The organism is Sphingomonas sp., from assembly GCF_019635455.1.
Lineage (GTDB): Bacteria > Pseudomonadota > Alphaproteobacteria > Sphingomonadales > Sphingomonadaceae > Sphingomonas.
This window is the reverse complement of record NZ_JAHBZJ010000010.1, coordinates 77,555-95,717: the sequence shown is the minus strand read 5'-3', so window position 1 is coordinate 95,717 and position 18,163 is coordinate 77,555. Positions and strand designations below refer to the sequence as shown.

Below are 18,163 nucleotides of genomic sequence, written 5' to 3'. Positions count from 1 at the left end.
GCTTGCCGCTCCGGCTGCTTGCCGGCAGGATGCTGCCCATGAACGCGTCTCGCTTGACCTTGTTCGCCGTGATCGGGGCGTTGCTGACGGCGGCGGGCGCGCGTGACGCCGCTGCCGGCATTCCTCGCTCTCTGCGGTGGCTATACGAGGCGAAGATCGAGCCGGACCAGTATGCGTCGGCGCGCGCAGTGCTGGCGAGGCGCCTGCGCGGCTGTGCGAAGCTCGATTGCTCCAGCGTCATCGCCAGGCGGCTACCGGCGAGAACCGAGGCGATCGCGTTCGCACGCGAATATTGGGGACTCGACGACCCACAGTTCGCGATGTTCCTCGTACACCTCGCCAAGCAATCCACAGACGGCACCCAGCGCGAGGAAATGCTCGAGTTCGCGCTACAGATCTTCGAGAGACGTGATCCTGACCACCCCATGATGGGCGTAGCGCTTTATCAGTTGGCGGTGCTGAGGCGACCCCAGCCACGCTTCTTTCTCGCCGATTTCTTCCGCACGATTGTGGGGCCGATGCCGCGACCAGGAGAGCGCGATCCCGAAAAAATATATCTCGACACGCGCTGGATCGACCGCGCGGCTGCGTTCTGGAACAGGCGAGCGACGGTCGCCGACGTGGATTTGGCGGAGATTGCCGTAATCCGCGCCGATTTCGATATGGCTCAACTGCGGTTTGAACAGGCTATTGCAAATTATCGCTATGCGCTCGATCAGCGCATGCGCAAGGCGAAGCGGATTCGAACCGTCCAGCAGGAAGCTGCTTTGTGGGCGAACCGAGCCAAGCTGATCGAGGCGCTGCTGGGTGTCAGCGACCTCGATGGGGCGCTGGAAGTATCCGTGTCATCCCGCTCGAGATCCGCAGGGGCGGGGGCCGAGCGCCTGGAGGCGGAGAGCGCACGGGCCGAGGCTCTCGTTCGCAAACGCCGCTTTGCCGAGGCGGAGGTGCTGCTTCGATCGATTATCGAAGAGAAGGAACGAGTGCAGTCCTTCGGCAAGTATCGCGATATCACCGCACTTGCCGAAATCCTCGTTGAACGGGGCGCCCTGGCCGAAGCCGACCTGATATTGCGTCTGGGGCAGACGGATATCGCCGCTGAAAAGCCGGGATCAGATGAATTTCATCGACTGACAGCGTATCGTGGCGCCCGCATCTACCTGTCGCGGGGACAGCGCGCGAAGGCGAAGGAATGGCTGGACCGAGCGGGCAATACACCCGGCTATCTGCCATGGCATTTTGGCGGCGGCGTTCGCGGTATCGCCATGCTCGCGCGGTTCCATCGCGAGGACGGCACACGCGACAGCATTGCATCCTTGCGTAGCCTGCTCGCCGACATCGATCGGACACCATATGCCGACAATCCCGATACGGGCGATCTGGTAACCGAACTCGGCCAACAATTTCGGACGCGGGGCGATGTGGCGCAGGCCAGGCAATTACTGGCGCGGGCACGTCGGATCTGGACGGCAGCCTATCCTGAAGGCGCCGAGAGGCGGATCGACGGCGACGCGAATCTCGCTGATCTGCTGGCCGGTCCGGCGGCCGAACACGACGCGGCGCGCTCTCTGTATCGCATTGCCGGTGATGGCGTGCTGGCACGGGTGGCGACCTATTCCGACTTCGGCCGGGAGGCGCAACAGACGCTGATCCGCTACCGGCCGATCTTTACCGCGCAGGTCCGATTAGCCTGGCAGCTAGGCGATGCGAGCGGAAAGTAGAGCCGACATTGGACACCAGCGCGTTGAACGGCAGCTCTCTAGGTCGGATCGACATTTACCGTAGCCAGATGATTGCGGCGGCGAGGTGAACGAAGCCGAGGTAGTGAGCGGTTCGGCGTTCGTATCTGGTGGCGAAGCGGCGGTAGTGTTTGAGCTTGTTGAAGCATCGCTCGATCTGATTTCGGTGCTTGTAGATGGCGATGTCGTGGGGGATGGCGATCTTGCGACAGCGATTGGACGGGATCACCGCCTCGGCGCCCATGCCGGCGATGATCTTGCGTAAAGGCAATGCTGTCATAGGCTTTGTCGGCGAGCACAGCATTCGCGGACAAGCCGTCGAGCAGGGCTGCCGCGGTGTGACATCGCCGACCTGGCCAGCGGTGACGATCGCGGCCCGCGCCGCGACCGTGGCGAGCGCGGCGAGCGCGGCGGCGACCGCCCCCGTCGTGAGCGCAGCGAGTCGAAGGACGAGGGCGGCGAGGATATCGGCCTGCCCGCATTCCTGACCGGCGACGAGTGATCGCCTCTGCCTGAAACGATGGTGAAGGGGGTTCGGCCAGGCCGGACCCCCTTTTCATTTGTGGGTGACGCGCCATGATCGCGCGATGCGTCCGCTTTCCCCCGCCCTGCTCCTGCTCGCCACCGGCTGCGCCGCCACGCCGCCGCCCGCGCCGCTTCCCATGACCGCCCCTGCCGAGGTTCGCGTCGCGTTCGATGCGCGCGGCGTGACGGCGGTTCGCGCGACCGGCATCGCCGATCGTGCCACCGGCCGCCGCGTTACGGCGGACGATCCGGTGCGGATCGCCAGCATCTCCAAACTGGTGGTGGCGCTGGGGGTGATGCGGATGGTCGAGGCGGGGCAGCTCGACCTGGATCGCGACGTGTCGGACTGGCTCGGCTGGCGGCTGCGCAACCCGGCCTTTCCCGATGCGCCGGTGACGCTGCGCCTGTTGCTGTCCCACCGCTCCGGGCTGATCGATCCGGAAGAATATCGCGTTCCGCTGGGCGAACGGCTGCGCGACGTGGTCGATCGGCCCGCATTGTGGGATTCGCGGCATGCGCCGGGCAGCTATTTCCGGTACGCCAATATCGCCTTTCCGGTGATCGCCAGCGTGATGGAGCGGGCGGGGGGACAGCGATTCGACCTGCTCATGCAGCGGCTGGTGCTCGCGCCGCTCCGGCTCGACGCCTGTTATAACTGGTCCACCTGCTCCGACGCAAAGGTTGCGCGGCACGTCGTGCTCTACCGTGCGAGCGGGGAGGTGGCGCTGGACGATCTGGGCGGCAAGCGGCCGGCCTGTCCGGTCATCGCCGCTGCGGGATGCGATCTGGCGGGCTATCGCCTCGGCGAAAATGGTGCGCTGTTCTCTCCCCAGGGAGGGCTGCGCGCGTCGATGCGCGATCTGGCGGTGATCGGGCGCATGTTGCTGCGCGACGATGGCAGTTTCCTCAAACGCGCATCGATCGCCGAACTCGAACGGATGGCGTGGCGGTTCGACGGATCGAATGGAGAGAGCGTCGGCGGATTCTACTGCCAATATGGGCTGGCGGTGACGACGATCCCGACCGCCGGGACGGATTGCCATGACGACCTGTTCGGCGATGGCCGCACCCGGATCGGCCATGCGGGTGAGGCCTATGGCCTGCGTTCGGGCCTGTGGATCGACCGCGCGGCCGGCACCGGCGTCGCCTTTTTCGCCACCGCGACCCCGCCCGACAGCAAGGGAGTCGGCGCGTTCAGCGCTGAGGAGGAGCGGCTGGCAAGAGGCAGGTGAGTGGGAGGCTTCTGTTGCCCGGTGCCTCCCGTACCGCTGGAATCCGCTTCTGTTGCCCGGTGCGGTCCAACCGCGCATTTTAGAGTAATCTTAGGCCGCTAGGCCTTGGGATTACGCCGCAATAGCGAGTGCTTCGTTATCGTTGGCACTTGTGTGTATGGGCCGTCGCGGTGGTCCCATTCCGAACGAAAACAGCGCTTTTCAACACACGTCGATCCTGGTTCGGCCCCGTCAGAAACGGTGTCCAGTTCCACCACCATTTCTGGTGGAGCCGCCGGGTACTGCCCCCGGGTCCGCTGCGTCTATTGCACGCCACAATTTATCGTCATAGCCGGGCGAACCCGGCACTCGCCAATATAGGCGGCGAAATCCGAATGAAAAGAGTGGGATTTGGCCTTCACATCGCCACAAAGGCAGAGCAAAGAGCGTGCCATGCTTACCCAGCGGTCCCGCTATGCGATGCGCGCCATGATCTATCTGGCCGGACAGCCATTGCATGGGCCGCCGACGCCGATGACGCGGATCGCCGACAGTGCGAACGTGCCGCGCAAGTTTCTGGAACTGATCCTGGCCGATCTGCGCGAAGCCGGCTTCATCGATTCGACGCGGGGCAAGATGGGCGGTTATCGCCTGTCCCGTCCGGCGCACCTCATCTCGCTGGGTGAGATCATCCGCGTGATCGAAGGGCCGCTGGCGCTGGTGTCCTGCGTCAGCCGCACCGCCTATCGCGCCTGTGGCGACTGTCAGGACGAGGCGAGCTGTGCGATCCGCCACGCGATGGCGCGGGTGCGCGACGAAACCGCCCGGATCCTCGACGGCACCAGCCTGGCCGATACCAACGCCCGGGATCTGGAGGCGGCCTGATCCGCCGTTCCGGCTAACCGGCCCGCTCCATCGTGCAGCGGGCGAGTCGCTGATCCCCGATCGTCACCTCCTCGCGGTCCAGCACCACGAACCCCGATGCGGCGAAGGCGGGTTCCGCCATCAGGCTGGCATGAACCCACAGCCGCCGCGCGCCCGCGTGCTGCGCGACCTCCTCGATCGCGGTTAGCAGCCGCCGGAACAGGCCCGTGCCGCGCGCACCGGGCAGGATATAGGCGAAATCAATATACCCTCCCGCGGCCAAGGACATGAAGCCGACGGGCGCGCCGTGCGCGTCCTCAGCCAGCACGACATGCTGGGCGGCGAGCCGCGCGTGCCACGGTTCGCCACGCCGCGGTTCGGCCACCCACGCCGCGCGCTGGCCCGCGTCATAGGGGCTGTCGCCGCCATGCACCGCGTCGAACATGACCCGGCCCAGCGGGTCGAAATCCGCCGCGCGCGCGGTCCGCAGGCGTGGGGCGTCAGCCGGCGTCGCCACCGCGTCCGCTGCGCAGTTCGTCGCGAATCTCGCGCAGCAGGACGATGTCGGCCGGGTCGGCGGCGGGCGGTGCGGTCCCCTGCTTCTTCTGGTCCTCCAGGTCGGCGATCAGCTTGTTCACGCTGCGCACCAGCAGGAACACGATGAAGGCGAGGATCAGGAAATTGATCACCACCGTCACGAATTCGCCATAGCCGAACAGCGGAACGCCCGCCGCCTTCAGCGCGGCATAGTTGGACGCCGATCCGCTATAGGTCGCGGGGATCGGACCCAGCCGGATAAAGTAGCTGGAAAAGTCGAAACCGCCGAAAATCCACCCCACCACCGGCATGATGATGTCGTCGGTCAGCGATTTGGTGATCGTTCCGAAAGCGGCGCCGATGATCACGCCGACGGCAAGGTCGAGCACGTTGCCGCGCGCGATGAAGGTGCGGAATTCCTTGAGCATGGGTCCTCCCGGTTGGTGGCCGGCCCGCCTTATCGCACGCCGCCCCGCCCGGCAATTTCCGGTTTCCGTTGCGCTGGCGCGTGCGGGTCCCTAATGAAGAGGTGTCGTATCGATGCGACACACATGGAGGGATGTTTCGACATGAAGCTTCGTCTCGCCGCCGCGTTCGTCGCTGCGGCCCTGCTGTCCGCCTGCGGCCTCAACAGCGTTCCAACCGCCGAGGAAAATGCGAAGGCGAAATGGGCCGACGTCCAGGCGACGTATCAGCGCCGCGCCGACCTGATCCCCAATCTTGTCGCGACCGTGAAGGGCGCGGCCAAGTCCGAACAGCAGATCCTGACCCAGGTGACCGAGGCGCGCGCCCGCGCGACATCGGTGCAGGTCAGCGCCGACGACCTGACCGATCCGGCCAAGGTACAGCAATTCCAGGCGGCGCAGGGCGCGCTGTCCAGCTCGCTCGGCCGGCTGCTCGCCACGGTGGAGGCCTATCCCGAACTGAAGAGCCAGGCGAATTTCACCAACCTGATGAGCCAGCTCGAGGGGACGGAAAACCGCATCACCATCGCGATCCGCGACTATAATTCGGCGGTGCAGAGCTACAACACGACGATCCGCACCTTCCCCGACGCGATCGGCGCCAAGGTCTTCTATGGTGCCAAGCCGATGACGCCGTTCCAGGCAAAGGCCGGCGCCGATACCGCCCCGACGGTGGACTTCGGCAACGGCAACTGACGGGTCGCGAGCGATCCGCAGGCCGGACATGCGACGCGCACTGGCCTTGCCGCTGCTGCTCGCGATATCGGCATGCGGGCCGACCGCCCCGCCGTCGCGGGCGCCGGCGGATGAGGTGGGCGACCTTCCGGTCCTGACCGGGCGGGTCGTGGACGATGCCGGGCTGCTTTCGCCCGCGCAGGAGGCGATACTCACGGACGCGCTCGCGATGACCGAGGGTGCCACCCGGCATCAGTTCGTCGTGGTGACGGTGCCGTCGCTGCGGGGGCGCTCGATCGAGCGGTTCGGTGTCGATCTGGGCCGCAGCTGGCAAATCGGACGCAAGGGCATCGACGATGGCGTGCTGCTGATCGTCGCCCCGTCGGAACGAAAGGTACGGATCGAGGTTGGCTATGGCCTCGAGCAAATATTGAGGGACGAGGAGGCCAGGGCGATTATCGACACCCGGATACTGCCGCGCTTCCGCGCCGGAAACATGGCTGGCGGCATCCTGGCCGGCAGCGCCGCGATCATCCGTGAAATCAACGTACCGGGAGCCACGCCATGAGGGTCGCGCGCCTGTTCCTCGCCCTGATGCTCGCCACGCTCGCCGTCACGGCGGCGCATGCGCAGAGTTTTCCCAAGCTCACCGGCCGGGTGGCGGACGCCGCGGGCCTGCTGTCCCCCGAACAGGTGGCGCAGATCACCCAGATGTCGGAGGCGACCGAGCAGGCGACCGGGCGACAGCTGGTGGTCGCCACGGTCACCGACCTGCAAGGCTATCCGATCGAGGATTATGGCTATCGCCTGGGCCGCGCATGGGAAATCGGGCAAAGCGAGGCCAATAACGGCATCATCCTGCTGGTCGCCCCCAACGAACGAAAGGTGCGGATCGAGGTCGGCTATGGCCTTGAGCCGATCGTGACCGACGCGCTGGCCAGCCAGATCGTCAATGACGATATCCTTCCCCGGTTCAAGGCGGGGGATATGGGCGGCGGCATCGTCGCCGGCGCGGCGGCGATCAACGAGCAGCTCAAGCTCCCGCTGGAAGCTGCCGAGGCGCGCGCCAAGCAGCTGCTGGATGCGGGCGCGAAGAAGAAAAAGAGCGGTGATGACGGGGACTGGATCTTCATCGTCTTCTGGCTCGCGATCCTGTTCTTCTTCGTCCTGCCGGTGGTGTTCGGCAATGCCCGCGGCCGCCGATATCGCCGTGGCCGCGCGCCGGTGGTGATCTGGGGTTCCGGCTGGGGCGATGGCGGCGGGTCGTCGGGCGGCGGCTGGGGCGGGGGATCGTCCTGGGGCGGCGGTGGCGGTGGTGGCTTTTCCGGCGGCGGCGGATCGTTCGGCGGCGGCGGCGCATCGGGGGGGTGGTGATGAAGCGGTTCACGGCATCCGAACATGATCGCGTGACGACGGCGGTGACCGCCGCCGAACTGGACACGGACGGAGAGATCGTGACGATCGTCGCCGACTGGTCCGATCATTATCACGACGTATCGCTCTATTATGCCGGGGCGGCGATGCTGCTGGTACTGGGGCTGTACGCCGCCTTTCCCGCGATCCTCGACGCGAAGGTCGCGCTGTTCACCGGCGGCTGGGGCGAGGCACGCCGCGTCGTGGAACTGGCGGTGATCGCGGTGACGCAGGCGGGGGTCTTCCTCGCGGTGCGCTTCGGGTTTGAGGCGTTGCCGTTTCGCGGGGCGCTGATCCCCGCTGCGGTACGCGCGCGGCGGGTGCGGCGGCGCGCGGTGCAATTCTTCAAGACCAGCGCAGAGAAGCGCACGCTCGGCCGGGTCGGCATCCTCCTCTATCTCAGCCTCGTCGAACGCCGGGCAGAGATCGTCGCGGATGCGGCGATCACCGCCAGGGTCGAGGATCGTGTATGGGGTGAGGCGATGGTCGCGCTGGTCGATCGCGTGCGCGCCGGCGACCCGGCGGGCGGCATGGCCGAGGCGGTCGCACGCATGGGCGCGATCCTGGCGCTGCACTTTCCCAAGACGCGCGACAATCCCAACGAGCTGCCCGACCGGCTGATCGAACTGTGAGCGTGCCGGATCGCGACGCGCCGGTCGAAACCGTGTGGCAGGGCCGTTTCATCACCGCGAAGAAACAGGGCCGGTGGGAATATGTCGCGCGCGCGCGCGGCATTCGCGCGGCGGTGATCGTCGCCTTCGACGCTGAGGATCGGCTGATCCTGGTCGAACAATATCGCGTGCCGCTGGGTCGCGCCTGCCTTGAACTGCCCGCAGGTCTGGTCGGTGACGAGGATGTCGATGAACCCGCCGAAGCCGCCGCCGCGCGCGAGCTGGAGGAAGAGACCGGCTATCGCCCCGGGCGCGTCACCTCGCTTGGCGACTATTATTCCTCGCCCGGCATGGTCAGTGAGAGCTTCACGCTGGTTCGCGCGCACGATCTGACCCGGATGGGCGAGGGCGGCGGCGTCGAGGGGGAGGGAATCACCGTCCACCGCGTTCCGCGCGAACAGGTGCCGGCGTTCGTCGAAACCTGTCGCGCGCGCGGCATGGCGATCGACGTCAAACTGCTGCTGGTGCTGGCGCCGGCCCTGCTCGCCGGCTGATCCGCCTTAGCGGAAATTGTCGGCGTAGGCCTGGAGCTTCAGCGTGCGGGTCGGCGCCGGCACGACATGATAGGCGATGCCCTCACGCTCGGCATATTCCCGCGCCGCGTCCAGCGTCGGAAAGTTCAGCCGCAGTTGCGCGCGCGTATCGCCCGATCCGGCCCATCCGGTCAGCGGATCGGGCCGCTGACGCTCGGCGGGATCGAATTCCAGAACCCAGCGGTCGGTGCGAAACCGGCCCGACTGCATGGCGTTTTTCGGGCGCTGATAGATGCGTGCGGTCGACATGGGATCGCTCCTTATCGCGAACCGGCGGCGCGCGCATCGGCTTTTTTGGTGCGAAGCGTCGCATGCGACCCGGCGGGATCGTCGGGCCAGGGATGGCGGGGATAGCGGCCGCGCATTTCCTTCGCGACATCGGCCCAGCTTCCGGCCCAGAAACCGGGCAGGTCGCGCGTCGTCTGGATCGGGCGCCCGGCGGGCGAGGTCAGCGACAGGATCAGCGGCACGCCGTCGCCCACCACCGGATGGGTGGCCAGGCCGAACAGTGCCTGTACGCGCAGCTCCACCGTCGGCCCGCCATCGGCGGCATAGTCGATAGCATGGCTCGATCCGGCGGGCGTTTCGAACCGCGCCGGCGCGCGCCGATCGATCGCGCGCTGCCCGTCCCAGCCGAGTCGGTTGTGCAACATCTGGATCAGCAGGTCGGGAGCGATCGCGTCGAGCCGCCGCTTGCCGGCGACCATCGGCGCCAGCCAGTCGGCGAGGTCGGCGCGCAATGCGGCATCGTCCAGCAAATCGATCCCGGCATAGGCGGCGCGGGTACGCAGCGCGCGCGCGGCATCGGGCCAGGGGAGCAGGTCGAGGCCATGGTCGCGCACCCCAGCGACCAGCGCGGCCGCCACCGCGGCGGGATCGGCGTCCGCATCGGGACCCGTAGACAGGCGGATCGCCCCCAGCCGCCGTTCACGAGACGCTTCCACCCGGCCCGTTGCCGGGTCGAACCGGACCGCGCGCCGCGTTTCGATCCGGTCGGCGAACATCTGCTCGACCGCGTCCGGTGCGATCGGCGCGGCGGACAGGATGCGTGCGCCCGCCGCCATGCCCTGGGTTTCGGCGACGGCCAGCCATGCGTGGCGGGCCAGCGGCGATGCGGGGTCGAGCCGGAATCCGCGCCCGCCCGCCGATGCCCATGTCTCTCCGCTGGCATCGCGTCGCCGGGCGATGCGATCGGGAAAGGCGAGCGCGACGCACCGCGCGACATCGGATCCATTGGCGGGGTCGAACTCCACCCCGGCCCCAGTCCCCACCCCAGCCCCAGCCCCAGCGGGGACCAGGCCGGCCCAGCGCTCCGCGAGCCGCCGCGCGGCGGTGGCACGCTGCCCGCGCTCGCCATCCCAGCGCCGCAGACGATGCTCCAGATCGGCCTCGGTGCCGCCCAGCCCGCGCTCGCCCAGCAGGACCGCGACCCGCGCGGCCGTCCCGGCCAGCCCCAGGTCGCCGGCGCGGACCAGCATATGCCCCAATCGCGGCGACACGGGCAGGCGCGCGATCGCCTTGCCATGCGCGGTCGGGCGCCCGTCCGTATCGATCGCCTCAAGCATCGACAGCCGCGCCCGCGCCTCCTCGACCGCCGCATCGGGCGGGGGGTCGATCCAGCGCAATGTGCGCGGATCCGCCACACCCCACAGCGCGCAATCGAGCGTCAGGGCGGACAGATCGGCTTCGCGAATCTCCGGCGGATCGAACCGCGGCAGCCCGGCGGTCGCCGCCGCTTCCCACAGGCGGTAGGCGGTCCCCGGCCCCTGCCGCGCGGCGCGTCCCGCGCGCTGCGTCACCGCCGCCTGACTCGCGCGTTCGGTCACCAGCCGGGTCATGCCGGCGGCGCGATCGTAGCGCGGGCGCCGCGCCAGCCCCGAATCGACGACGATCCGGATACCGTCGAGCGTGAGCGAGGTCTCGGCGATCGATGTCGCCAGCACCAGCTTGCGCCGTCCCTCCGGATCGGGCGCGATCGCCGCCCGCTGCGCCGCCGGGTCCAGGCTGCCGTGCAGCCGGTGCAGCGCCACGCCGGGCAGGTCGGCCAGCCGGTCGGCCGTCCGCTCGATCTCCGCGACGCCGGGGAGAAAGGCGAGCACCCCGCCCGCGCGTTCGGCGAGCGCGCGGCGGATCGCGGCGGCGACCGACTCCTCGATCCGCGCCTCGGCAGTTCGGCCCAGATGGACGATATCGAGCGGATGGCTGCGCCCCTCGCTCTCGATCACTGGCGTCGCCTCGCCCAGCAGTGCGGCGAAACGCGCGCCGTCCAGCGTCGCCGACATCGCCACCAGCCGCAGGTCGGGGCGCAGCGCGGCCTGCGCGTCGAGCGCCAGCGCCAGGCCGAAATCGCTGTCCAGGCTGCGCTCATGCACCTCGTCGAACAGCACGGCGGACACGCCGGCCAGTTCCGGATCGGCCTGGATCCGGTTCACGAAAATCCCTTCGGTCACCACGGTCACGCGCGTCGCCGCCGACCGACGCGTGTCCATCCGGGTGGCATAGCCATAGGTCGCGCCGACCCGCTCGCCCGCCAGCGCCGCCATCCGCTCCGCCGCCGCACGCGCGGCCAGCCGGCGGGGTGAGAGCAGCAGCACCTCGCCATCGCACCAGTCCTGGGTGAGCAGGGCGGGGGCGACCGCCGTCGTCTTGCCCGCGCCGGGCGGCGCGACCAGCACCGCGCCCGCCCCCGCGCGCAGTGCGTCGAGCAGGTCGGGCAGGACGTTGTGGATGGGCAGGGCGCTCACCCCGCGATCTCTACGCAATTCGGCGCCCGGCTTGAAGCGGCATGGCACCGAAGCTCGCGACGCGCGTTCGGCGCGTTGAAAGGAGACGCTTCATGGCGAAGGGAATTGCCAGCTTCACCGTCACCGCCGACGGCAATGGCGACTATCTGATCGGGATCGAGGATGAGGATGGGGACACCACCGAATTCACCGCGACCTTCGACCAGCTCGACATGATGAGCGAGGCGATCGGCGACGCGCTGGACGCCGACGAGGAGGATGCGCTGGGGATCGACGACGATACCGACGCCGAAGAAGAGGTCTAATAGGCGCGGGCGACCGCGAACTCGACCGCTTCGATCATCGCGTCCTTTGCCGCGCTGCCCGGAAAGCCGCCCAGCGCGTCGATCGCGCGCTGGCCGTAATGGCGCGCGCGGGCCAGCGTGTCGTCCACCGCGCGGCTGGAGCGGACGAGATCGACCGCGTGCGCGAAATCTTCGTCGGAGACGCGCCGGCCCAGCACCGCCTCGCGCCAGAACCCGCGATCCGCGTCGGTGCCGCGCGCATAGGCGAGGATGACCGGCAACGTCATCTTGCCCTCGCGGAAGTCGTCGCCCGCATCCTTGCCCATCGTGCCGGCGTCGGAAATATAGTCGATCGCGTCGTCCACCAGCTGAAAGGCGATGCCGAGATTGCGGCCATAGGCGTCGAGCGCGGCCTCATCCCCTTCCGACCGTTCGGCGACCACGGCGGCGATCCGGCACGCGGCGGCGAACAGCGCGGCGGTCTTCGCGCCGATGATGTCGAGATAAGGTTCCTCGCCCAGGTCGATGCGCCGCGCGGCGGTCAGCTGGTTCACCTCGCCCTCGGCGATCACCGCGCTGGCATTGGACAGGATCTTCAGCACCTTCAGGCTGCCGTCCTCGACCATCAGTTCGAAGCTGCGGCTGAACAGGAAATCGCCGACCAGCACGCTGGCCGGATTCCCCCAGATCAGATTGGCCGCGCGCTTGCCCCGCCGCATGTCGGAGCCATCGACGACATCGTCGTGGAGCAAGGTGGCGGTGTGGATGAACTCCACCGCCGCCGCCAGCCGGTGATGGCGCGCGCCGGAATAATCGAGCAGTCGCGCGCTCGCCAGCGTCAGCATCGGGCGCATCCGTTTGCCCCCGCCGGCGATCAGGTGGCCGGCCAGTTCGGGGATCAGCGGAATCTGCGACTGCATCCGGTCGAGAATCACCGCGTTGACCAGGTTCATGTCCGCCGCGACCAGCGCGATTATCGGATCGAGCGAAGGGTCCGCGTTGCGGCCGATGCGGTGGATGGTCGCGCTCATGGCTGACCGCGATGTGGCGGCAACCGGTGACAAAGGCAACCCCGCGGGGCTTGCGCATGACGGAAAGCGGCGCGAGAAGGCGCGCGGGCCGCGAAACAGCCCCGGAGGGAAAGACGCGCCGATGAGCGACGAGACGCTGCAACGCTATCGCCAGAGCATCGACCGGATCGACGCCGCTCTGGTCTTCCTGCTGGCCGAGCGGTTCCAGATCACCCAGGCGGTCGGCCATTACAAGGCCGAGACCGGGCTGCCGCCCGCCGATCCGGGGCGGGAGGAGCGGCAGATCGCGCGCCTGCGTGCGCTGGCGGCGCAGGCCGATCTGGATCCGGAATTTTCCGAGAAATTCCTGCGGTTCATCATCGACGAGGTGATCCGCCACCATGCCCGGCTGCAAGGGCCGCCCGCCGCGGCCTGATCCGGCCGCCGCCCCTTTCTCTTTTCTCTCGCTGCGGAGCGCGCCGCATGTCCGACGACGCCCTGATCTTCACGCCCGACGATGTCGATCTTTCCCGTTCGCCGCTGCGCCGCTCGCTCGACGCGGGGACCTATGTGCTCGGCGCGTTCAACCCGGGGCTTACCCGGCTGCCGGGCGGCAACCTGCTGCTGATGGTGCGCGTTGCCGAGGCGCTGACCGAACCGGTGGTCGCCGGCCATGCGCGTGCGATCCGCTGGACCGCAAGCGGATATGCGCTCGACGCCTATCCGCTCGACGCGATCGAGATGACCGATCCGCGCACCTTCGCCCTGCGTGGGCGCCGGCCGCCGCTGCTCGGGCTCACCTCGCTGTCCTGGCTGCTGCCGGTCGAACTGACGCCGGACGCGCGCGCCGTGGTGAAGGTCCATTACGACAAGGCGATCGAGCCATCGGGGCCGTTCATGGCCTATGGGATCGAGGATCCGCGGATCAGCGTCATCGGCGGATCGTGGTACATGACGGTCTGCGCGGTGTCGGACGAGCGGCAGTGCAGCGTGCTCTACCGCTCGCTCAACGGGCTGGACTATAAATGCGAAGGCATCGTCCTCGATCACCAGAACAAGGACATGTGCCTGTTCGAGGGTAAGGTCGGCGGGCGCTTCATGGCGCTCACCCGACCGCTGGGGGAGGTTTATTTCGCGCCCCCGCCGGATGGCGATTTCGTCGGCGGTCCGGCGATCCATCTCGCCCAGTCGCCCGACGCGCTGCACTGGAAGCCGCTCGATGCGCCGGGTCTTCGCGCCCGCCGGGGGACGGCGATCGACCTGCGCATGGGCGGCGGGACTCCGCCGGTGCTGACACCGCACGGATGGCTGATGCTGTATCATGGCGTCGAACAGCGCGGGGCGATCGGCGTCTATCGTACCTTCTGGGCGTTGCTCGATCGCGACGATCCGGCAACGGCGCTGCGGATCGAGGATGATGCGCCGCTGATCGAAGCGGACGAGCGGCTGACCGCGCCGATCGCCGATCGCCTGTATCTGCCGGGCCAGGTGGTCTTCACCACCGGCATCGCCGATGGCGGGGACAGCTGGATCGTCGCCTCGGGCGAAGCGGATCTCGCCTGCCGCATCACCCACCTTCCCCGCGACCGGTTCGGGTAGCGCGGCGAATCGTCCGCCGGTGCGCAACTTTTTCGCACCGGCACAATTTTGCGACAATTGCGCACTAGGGCCGCCAGGCTCCGGCGCCATGTGCGTGCGTCCGGGATGGAGAAATCGATGCGGCGTATATCGTGGGTGATGGCGGGATTGATGGCGACGTCCGCCCAGACGGCGATGGCCGCCGCACAGGATGCGCCCGCGCCGCCCGCGCCCGCCACGCCGCCTTCACAGGAGCAACCCGCCCCGACCGACGACTATGGCGACGACATCGTCGTCACCGGTGAACTGCGCGGCGCGGTGCAGGGCGACGTGAAGCCCGAAAAGGTGCTCAATCCCGCCGACATCCGCGCTTATGGCGCGGGGTCGATCGCCGAGCTGCTCACCGAACTGGAACCCCAGACGCGCAGCGGCCGGGGGCGCAGCAGCGGCCGGCCCGTCCTGTTGCTGAGCGGGCGGCGCATTTCCAGCTTCTCCGAAATCCGCGACATTCCGCCCGAAGCGATCGAACGCATCGACATCCTTCCCGAAGAGGCCGCGCTCAAGCTCGGCTACAGCGCCGATCAGCGGGTCGTGAACATCGTGCTCCGCCGGCGTTTTCGCGCGATCACCGGGGAGGCGACGGGAACCTTTGCGACCGCCGGCGGGCGCACCGGCGCCGATCTCGAACTCGGCATCCTGCGCCTCAGTAACAATGGCCGGATCAACCTGAATGTCGAGCTGGAGCGCGACAACCGCCTGCTGGAAAGCCAGCGCGACATCATCACCAGCGCCCCGGCCCAGCCATGGGACCGGATCGGCAACGTCACCGGCCTGCTCGCCGGTGGCGAGATCGACCCGCGTCTGAGCGCGCTGGCCGGAACCACCGTGACCGTCGCGGGCGCCCCGACGGCGGCGGCGAGCGGCGCGGTGCCGCTCAACGGGTTCCTCGCCGCGGCCAACAATCCCAATTCGACCGATCTGTCACCCTATCGTACGCTCGCGCCCGATACGGTCGATCTCAAGATCAACGGCGTCCTCGCCCGCAACCTTGGCAAGGTCGCCGCGACGATCAACCTCTCGCTCGAACAGGTTCAGAACGAATCGCTGAACGGCCTGCCCAGCGCCAGCCTGACGCTTCCGGCCGGAAACCCCTTTTCGCCGTTCGGCGCCGACACCCGCCTGTTCCGTTATTACGACCAGTTCGGCCCGCTGACGCGCAGCAGCAACAATCAGACGCTGCATGGCGGCTTTGCGCTCAACAGCGATATCGGGCGCTGGCGCTGGTCGGTGACCGGCAATTGGGACCGCGCCGAAACCCGCTCCGTCAACGAAACCGGGATCGACGCGACGATCCTCCAGGCGCGGCTCGACGCCGGGGATGTCACCTTCAATCCGTTCGGCCCGCTGGCGTCGGACGCGATCGTCATCCGGCCCGCCGATCGTGCGCGGTCGGTATCCAATGCCGGGTCGCTCGACCTGCTGCTCAACGGCCCGATCGCAAAGCTGCCGGCGGGCGACGTGATGACCAGTTTCAAGATCGCCGGACAGACCAGCGATCTGGAAAGCGAATCCTTTCGCAACGGCGTGACCGCGACCGGCAGGATCGGGCGCGACAGCGGCAGTGTGCGTGCGAATATCGACCTGCCGATCGCCAGTCGCGGCCGGGCGGTGCTCTCGGCGCTCGGTAATTTCTCGCTCAACGCCAATGCAGAGGTCGAGCAGCTTTCCGATTTCGGCACGCTGTTCACCTATGGCTATGGCGCCAATTGGAGCCCGATCGACGGGATCTTCGTCATCGCCTCGACCACGCGGGAAGAGGGCGCGCCGACCGCGCAGCAGCTCGGCAACCCGGTAATCGCGACGCCGAATGTGCGGGTGTTCGATTTCGTACGCGGCGAAACGGTGGACATCACCCGCATCGACGGCGGTAATCCGGGTCTGTCGGCCGACAATCGCCGGGTGATGAAGATCGGTCTGTACGGCCGGCCGTTCAAGGACACCGATCTTACCTTCAACGTCGATTATAATCGCAGCGTCATCCACAATCCGATCGCCGCGTTCCCGACCGCCACCGCGGAACTGGAAGCGGCATTCCCCAGCCGGTTCGTCCGCGATGGCAGCGGGCAGTTGCTGCGCATCGACAATCGCCCGGTCAATTTCGAACGCAGCGAGCGGCAGGAAATTCGCTGGGGCATCAATTTCTCGAAGCCGATCAGCTCGCCCCTGACCCGTAAGGCGATGGAACAGTTCATGGCCCAGCGCGCCGCGCGGCAGGCCGCACGCCAGCAGGCCGGAGATGCGCAGGGTGGTCAGCCCCAAAGCGGTCAGCCGCAGACTGGTCAGGCCCAGGGCGGGCCGGGCAACCGCCCCGACGGCCCGCGCCAGGGCGCGGGCGGGCGGCCCGGTGGCGGTGGCGGCTTTGGCGGGCGTGGCGGCGGCTTTGGCGGCGGGCGCGGCGGCGGCGGGCCGGGGCAGAGCGGGCGGATCCAGCTGTCGCTATATCACACGATCGCGCTGACCGACCGGATCGTGATTCGCGACGGCCTGCCCGATCTCGACCTGCTCAACGGGTCGGCGACGGGAAGCCGCGGTGGTTCGCCGCGGCACCAGGTCGAATTGCGCGCAGGCGTGGTACGCGACGGGATTGGCATCCGCCTCAACGCCGACTGGAAGAGCGCGACCCGCGTGGTCGGCGGCGCGACCAGCAGCGACGAACTGCGGTTCGGCGACCAGACGACGGTCGGGCTGCGCGCCTTCGCCACGCTCGGCCCGCAGTTCAAATTCGTGCGCGACAATCGCTGGCTGGTCGGCACGCGGGTGACGCTGGCGGTCGATAACCTGTTCGACAGCCGGTTGAAGGTGACCGACAAATCCGGCGCGACGCCGCTCAGCTATCAGCCGGGGCTGCTCGATCCGGTCGGGCGCACGGTGCGGATCAGCATCCGCAAGATGTTTTTCTAAAGTCCGGCGCCCCCCGCCGAATGCGGGGTCAGCGCTCGAACCGGCTCTTGTTGTAGAGCAGGGTGATCGCGACCCGGCGGTTGCGCGGATCGGCCGGGTTTTCCTTGATCAGCGGCTCGCGATCGGCGACGCCCTCGATCCGTTCGAACCGGCTTTCCGGTACGCCGTTTGCGGTCAGCCGACGGCGCGTCTCTTCGGATCGGGCGCTGGAGAGCATCCAGTTGTTCATGTTGGTCGGATCGCCATAGCGCAGGCTGTCGGTGTGGCCGCGAATCATCAGCGGGTTGTCGGTTTCGGCGATCGATTGCGCGACCAGCGCGACCAGCTTGGCCGCTTCCGGCACGAAATTGGTCGTCCCCAGCGCGAACATCGAATAGTCCGCGTCGTCCATCAGGTCGATCCGCATGCCATCGCGCGTCGGCACGAACCGCACCTGCTTGCCCAGCTTGGCCAGGCCCGGGGTCGAACGGATCTTGCCCTCGATCTCCTGCTTCATCTTCGCAAAGCTCTTGCGATCGGCGGCGTCCATCGCCTCCTTGTTCTTCAGGCTGCCCTTCTCGCCGGTGCCGACATTGTCACCGCCGGTCGCGCCGGCGGGAATGGTCATCGACCGGGTTCCGGTCTGTTTGGCCATGGTCGGGTAATTGTCCTTGCCCTGCATCGCGTTGCCGCCCAGCAGCCCGTTGGATCCGGCGCTGTTCTGCTTGAACTCGATCAGGGTCGGCGCGAAATAGTCGGCCAGCGCCTTGCGCTGCTTCTCGTTGGTCGCGCCCAGCAGCCACATCAGCAGGAAGAACGCCATCATCGCCGTCACGAAATCGGCATAGGCGACCTTCCATGCGCCACCGTGATGGCCGCCGCCGCCTTCGATGAAGACCTTTTTGACGATGATCTTGGGCGGCTGCTTGGCCGCATGTGGCGCGCGCGCGGTCATTTGTCCGACGCCTCACGGCG

18 protein-coding genes, 1 other RNA gene and 1 pseudogene are annotated in these 18,163 nt (G+C 67.8%); 12 read left to right on the top strand and 8 right to left on the bottom strand.

The window, feature by feature from the left end:
- The first annotated feature begins 53 nt into the window (after positions 1 to 53).
- Complete coding sequence (locus KF783_RS12805) at positions 54 to 1,721, top strand: hypothetical protein (protein ID WP_294079937.1); 1,668 nt, start codon at positions 54 to 56, stop codon at positions 1,719 to 1,721.
- Between the two features lie 55 nt (positions 1,722 to 1,776).
- On the opposite strand, the pseudogene KF783_RS12800 reads toward KF783_RS12805, so the two are convergent.
- Positions 1,777 to 1,926, bottom strand: a pseudogene (locus KF783_RS12800) (transposase); the annotation flags it as partial.
- A 400-nt stretch (positions 1,927 to 2,326) separates the two neighbouring features.
- On the opposite strand from KF783_RS12800, the gene KF783_RS12795 reads away from it, so the two are divergent.
- Complete coding sequence (locus KF783_RS12795; RefSeq protein WP_294079935.1) at positions 2,327 to 3,496, top strand: serine hydrolase domain-containing protein; 1,170 nt, start codon at positions 2,327 to 2,329, stop codon at positions 3,494 to 3,496.
- On the opposite strand, the gene ssrA is transcribed toward KF783_RS12795, so the two are convergent.
- Positions 3,496 to 3,881: a transfer-messenger RNA gene (ssrA, locus tag KF783_RS12790) on the bottom strand. The genes KF783_RS12795 and ssrA overlap by 1 nt on opposite strands.
- A gap of 47 nt (positions 3,882 to 3,928) precedes the next feature.
- Here ssrA and KF783_RS12785 point away from each other — a divergent pair.
- The gene (locus KF783_RS12785) at positions 3,929 to 4,360 is read left to right on the top strand and encodes an Rrf2 family transcriptional regulator (RefSeq protein ID WP_294079933.1); all 432 of its coding nucleotides are present in this window, start codon (positions 3,929 to 3,931) and stop codon (positions 4,358 to 4,360) included.
- 13 nt (positions 4,361 to 4,373) lie between these two features.
- Here the strand turns inward: KF783_RS12785 and KF783_RS12780 are convergent, their stop codons facing one another.
- Both KF783_RS12780 and mscL read right to left on the bottom strand, forming a co-directional pair.
- Entirely contained in the window at positions 4,374 to 4,856 is a 483-nt protein-coding gene (locus tag KF783_RS12780; RefSeq protein ID WP_294079932.1) for a GNAT family N-acetyltransferase, read from the bottom strand.
- Positions 4,840 to 5,304: a large conductance mechanosensitive channel protein MscL gene (gene mscL / locus KF783_RS12775; protein ID WP_294079931.1), complete on the bottom strand. Its 465-nt coding sequence runs from the start codon at positions 5,302 to 5,304 to the stop codon at positions 4,840 to 4,842. Before mscL ends, KF783_RS12780 begins: the two co-directional genes overlap by 17 nt.
- 141 nt (positions 5,305 to 5,445) lie before the next feature.
- On the opposite strand from mscL, the gene KF783_RS12770 reads away from it, so the two are divergent.
- From KF783_RS12770 to KF783_RS12750, 5 genes are read left to right on the top strand one after another with little or no spacing between them, the layout of a single operon-like run.
- Entirely contained in the window at positions 5,446 to 6,036 is a 591-nt protein-coding gene (locus tag KF783_RS12770; RefSeq protein WP_294079930.1) for a LemA family protein, read from the top strand.
- 28 nt (positions 6,037 to 6,064) lie between these two features.
- Positions 6,065 to 6,583, top strand: a complete 519-nt coding sequence (locus KF783_RS12765; RefSeq protein WP_294079928.1) for a YgcG family protein — start codon at positions 6,065 to 6,067, stop codon at positions 6,581 to 6,583.
- Positions 6,580 to 7,389: a TPM domain-containing protein gene (locus KF783_RS12760; protein ID WP_294079926.1), complete on the top strand. Its 810-nt coding sequence runs from the start codon at positions 6,580 to 6,582 to the stop codon at positions 7,387 to 7,389. Before KF783_RS12765 ends, KF783_RS12760 begins: the two co-directional genes overlap by 4 nt.
- Positions 7,389 to 8,060 carry a hypothetical protein gene (locus KF783_RS12755; RefSeq protein WP_294079924.1) on the top strand — a complete coding sequence of 224 codons (672 nt, stop codon included), beginning with the start codon at positions 7,389 to 7,391 and terminating at the stop codon, positions 8,058 to 8,060. The genes KF783_RS12760 and KF783_RS12755 overlap by 1 nt, the downstream gene beginning before the upstream one ends.
- The gene (locus KF783_RS12750) at positions 8,057 to 8,593 is read left to right on the top strand and encodes an NUDIX hydrolase (protein ID WP_294079922.1); all 537 of its coding nucleotides are present in this window, start codon (positions 8,057 to 8,059) and stop codon (positions 8,591 to 8,593) included. The genes KF783_RS12755 and KF783_RS12750 overlap by 4 nt, the downstream gene beginning before the upstream one ends.
- Before the next feature lie 6 nt (positions 8,594 to 8,599).
- Here the strand turns inward: KF783_RS12750 and KF783_RS12745 are convergent, their stop codons facing one another.
- Both KF783_RS12745 and hrpB read right to left on the bottom strand, forming a co-directional pair.
- Positions 8,600 to 8,881 (bottom strand): ETC complex I subunit, encoded by a 282-nt coding sequence (locus KF783_RS12745; protein ID WP_294079920.1) that lies wholly within the window; start codon positions 8,879 to 8,881, stop codon positions 8,600 to 8,602.
- 11 nt (positions 8,882 to 8,892) lie between these two features.
- Positions 8,893 to 11,376 (bottom strand): ATP-dependent helicase HrpB, encoded by a 2,484-nt coding sequence (gene hrpB, locus KF783_RS12740; RefSeq protein ID WP_294079918.1) that lies wholly within the window; start codon positions 11,374 to 11,376, stop codon positions 8,893 to 8,895.
- A gap of 92 nt (positions 11,377 to 11,468) precedes the next feature.
- On the opposite strand from hrpB, the gene KF783_RS12735 reads away from it, so the two are divergent.
- Positions 11,469 to 11,681, top strand: coding sequence for a hypothetical protein (locus KF783_RS12735; RefSeq protein ID WP_294079916.1), 213 nt, complete (start codon positions 11,469 to 11,471; stop codon positions 11,679 to 11,681).
- On the opposite strand, the gene KF783_RS12730 is transcribed toward KF783_RS12735, so the two are convergent.
- A complete protein-coding gene (locus KF783_RS12730) occupies positions 11,678 to 12,691 on the bottom strand; it encodes a polyprenyl synthetase family protein (RefSeq protein ID WP_294079914.1) in 1,014 nt (337 codons plus the stop codon). The genes KF783_RS12735 and KF783_RS12730 overlap by 4 nt on opposite strands.
- Positions 12,692 to 12,812: 121 nt before the next feature.
- On the opposite strand from KF783_RS12730, the gene KF783_RS12725 reads away from it, so the two are divergent.
- From KF783_RS12725 to KF783_RS12715, 3 genes are all read left to right on the top strand, one after another.
- Positions 12,813 to 13,106 carry a chorismate mutase gene (locus KF783_RS12725; protein ID WP_294079912.1) on the top strand — a complete coding sequence of 98 codons (294 nt, stop codon included), beginning with the start codon at positions 12,813 to 12,815 and terminating at the stop codon, positions 13,104 to 13,106.
- A 47-nt stretch (positions 13,107 to 13,153) separates the two neighbouring features.
- Positions 13,154 to 14,269, top strand: a complete 1,116-nt coding sequence (locus KF783_RS12720) for a glycosidase (protein WP_294079910.1) — start codon at positions 13,154 to 13,156, stop codon at positions 14,267 to 14,269.
- A 117-nt stretch (positions 14,270 to 14,386) separates the two neighbouring features.
- Positions 14,387 to 17,209 carry a TonB-dependent receptor gene (locus KF783_RS12715; protein ID WP_294079908.1) on the top strand — a complete coding sequence of 941 codons (2,823 nt, stop codon included), beginning with the start codon at positions 14,387 to 14,389 and terminating at the stop codon, positions 17,207 to 17,209.
- Between the two features lie 28 nt (positions 17,210 to 17,237).
- On the opposite strand, the gene KF783_RS12710 is transcribed toward KF783_RS12715, so the two are convergent.
- Positions 17,238 to 18,143, bottom strand: coding sequence for a flagellar motor protein MotB (locus KF783_RS12710; protein ID WP_294079906.1), 906 nt, complete (start codon positions 18,141 to 18,143; stop codon positions 17,238 to 17,240).
- Positions 18,144 to 18,163: the final 20 nt, after the last annotated feature.

Coding starts and splice junctions, on each gene's coding strand:
- KF783_RS12795 (WP_294079935.1), top strand. CDS start 2,327: ATGCGTCCGCTTTCCCCCGCCCTGCTCCTGCTCGCCACCGGCTGCGCC.
- KF783_RS12785 (WP_294079933.1), top strand. CDS start 3,929: ATGCTTACCCAGCGGTCCCGCTATGCGATGCGCGCCATGATCTATCTG.
- mscL (WP_294079931.1), bottom strand. CDS start 5,304: ATGCTCAAGGAATTCCGCACCTTCATCGCGCGCGGCAACGTGCTCGAC.
- KF783_RS12770 (WP_294079930.1), top strand. CDS start 5,446: ATGAAGCTTCGTCTCGCCGCCGCGTTCGTCGCTGCGGCCCTGCTGTCC.
- KF783_RS12765 (WP_294079928.1), top strand. CDS start 6,065: ATGCGACGCGCACTGGCCTTGCCGCTGCTGCTCGCGATATCGGCATGC.
- KF783_RS12760 (WP_294079926.1), top strand. CDS start 6,580: ATGAGGGTCGCGCGCCTGTTCCTCGCCCTGATGCTCGCCACGCTCGCC.
- KF783_RS12755 (WP_294079924.1), top strand. CDS start 7,389: ATGAAGCGGTTCACGGCATCCGAACATGATCGCGTGACGACGGCGGTG.
- KF783_RS12745 (WP_294079920.1), bottom strand. CDS start 8,881: ATGTCGACCGCACGCATCTATCAGCGCCCGAAAAACGCCATGCAGTCG.
- KF783_RS12735 (WP_294079916.1), top strand. CDS start 11,469: ATGGCGAAGGGAATTGCCAGCTTCACCGTCACCGCCGACGGCAATGGC.
- KF783_RS12730 (WP_294079914.1), bottom strand. CDS start 12,691: ATGAGCGCGACCATCCACCGCATCGGCCGCAACGCGGACCCTTCGCTC.
- KF783_RS12725 (WP_294079912.1), top strand. CDS start 12,813: ATGAGCGACGAGACGCTGCAACGCTATCGCCAGAGCATCGACCGGATC.
- KF783_RS12720 (WP_294079910.1), top strand. CDS start 13,154: ATGTCCGACGACGCCCTGATCTTCACGCCCGACGATGTCGATCTTTCC.
- KF783_RS12715 (WP_294079908.1), top strand. CDS start 14,387: ATGCGGCGTATATCGTGGGTGATGGCGGGATTGATGGCGACGTCCGCC.
- KF783_RS12710 (WP_294079906.1), bottom strand. CDS start 18,143: ATGACCGCGCGCGCGCCACATGCGGCCAAGCAGCCGCCCAAGATCATC.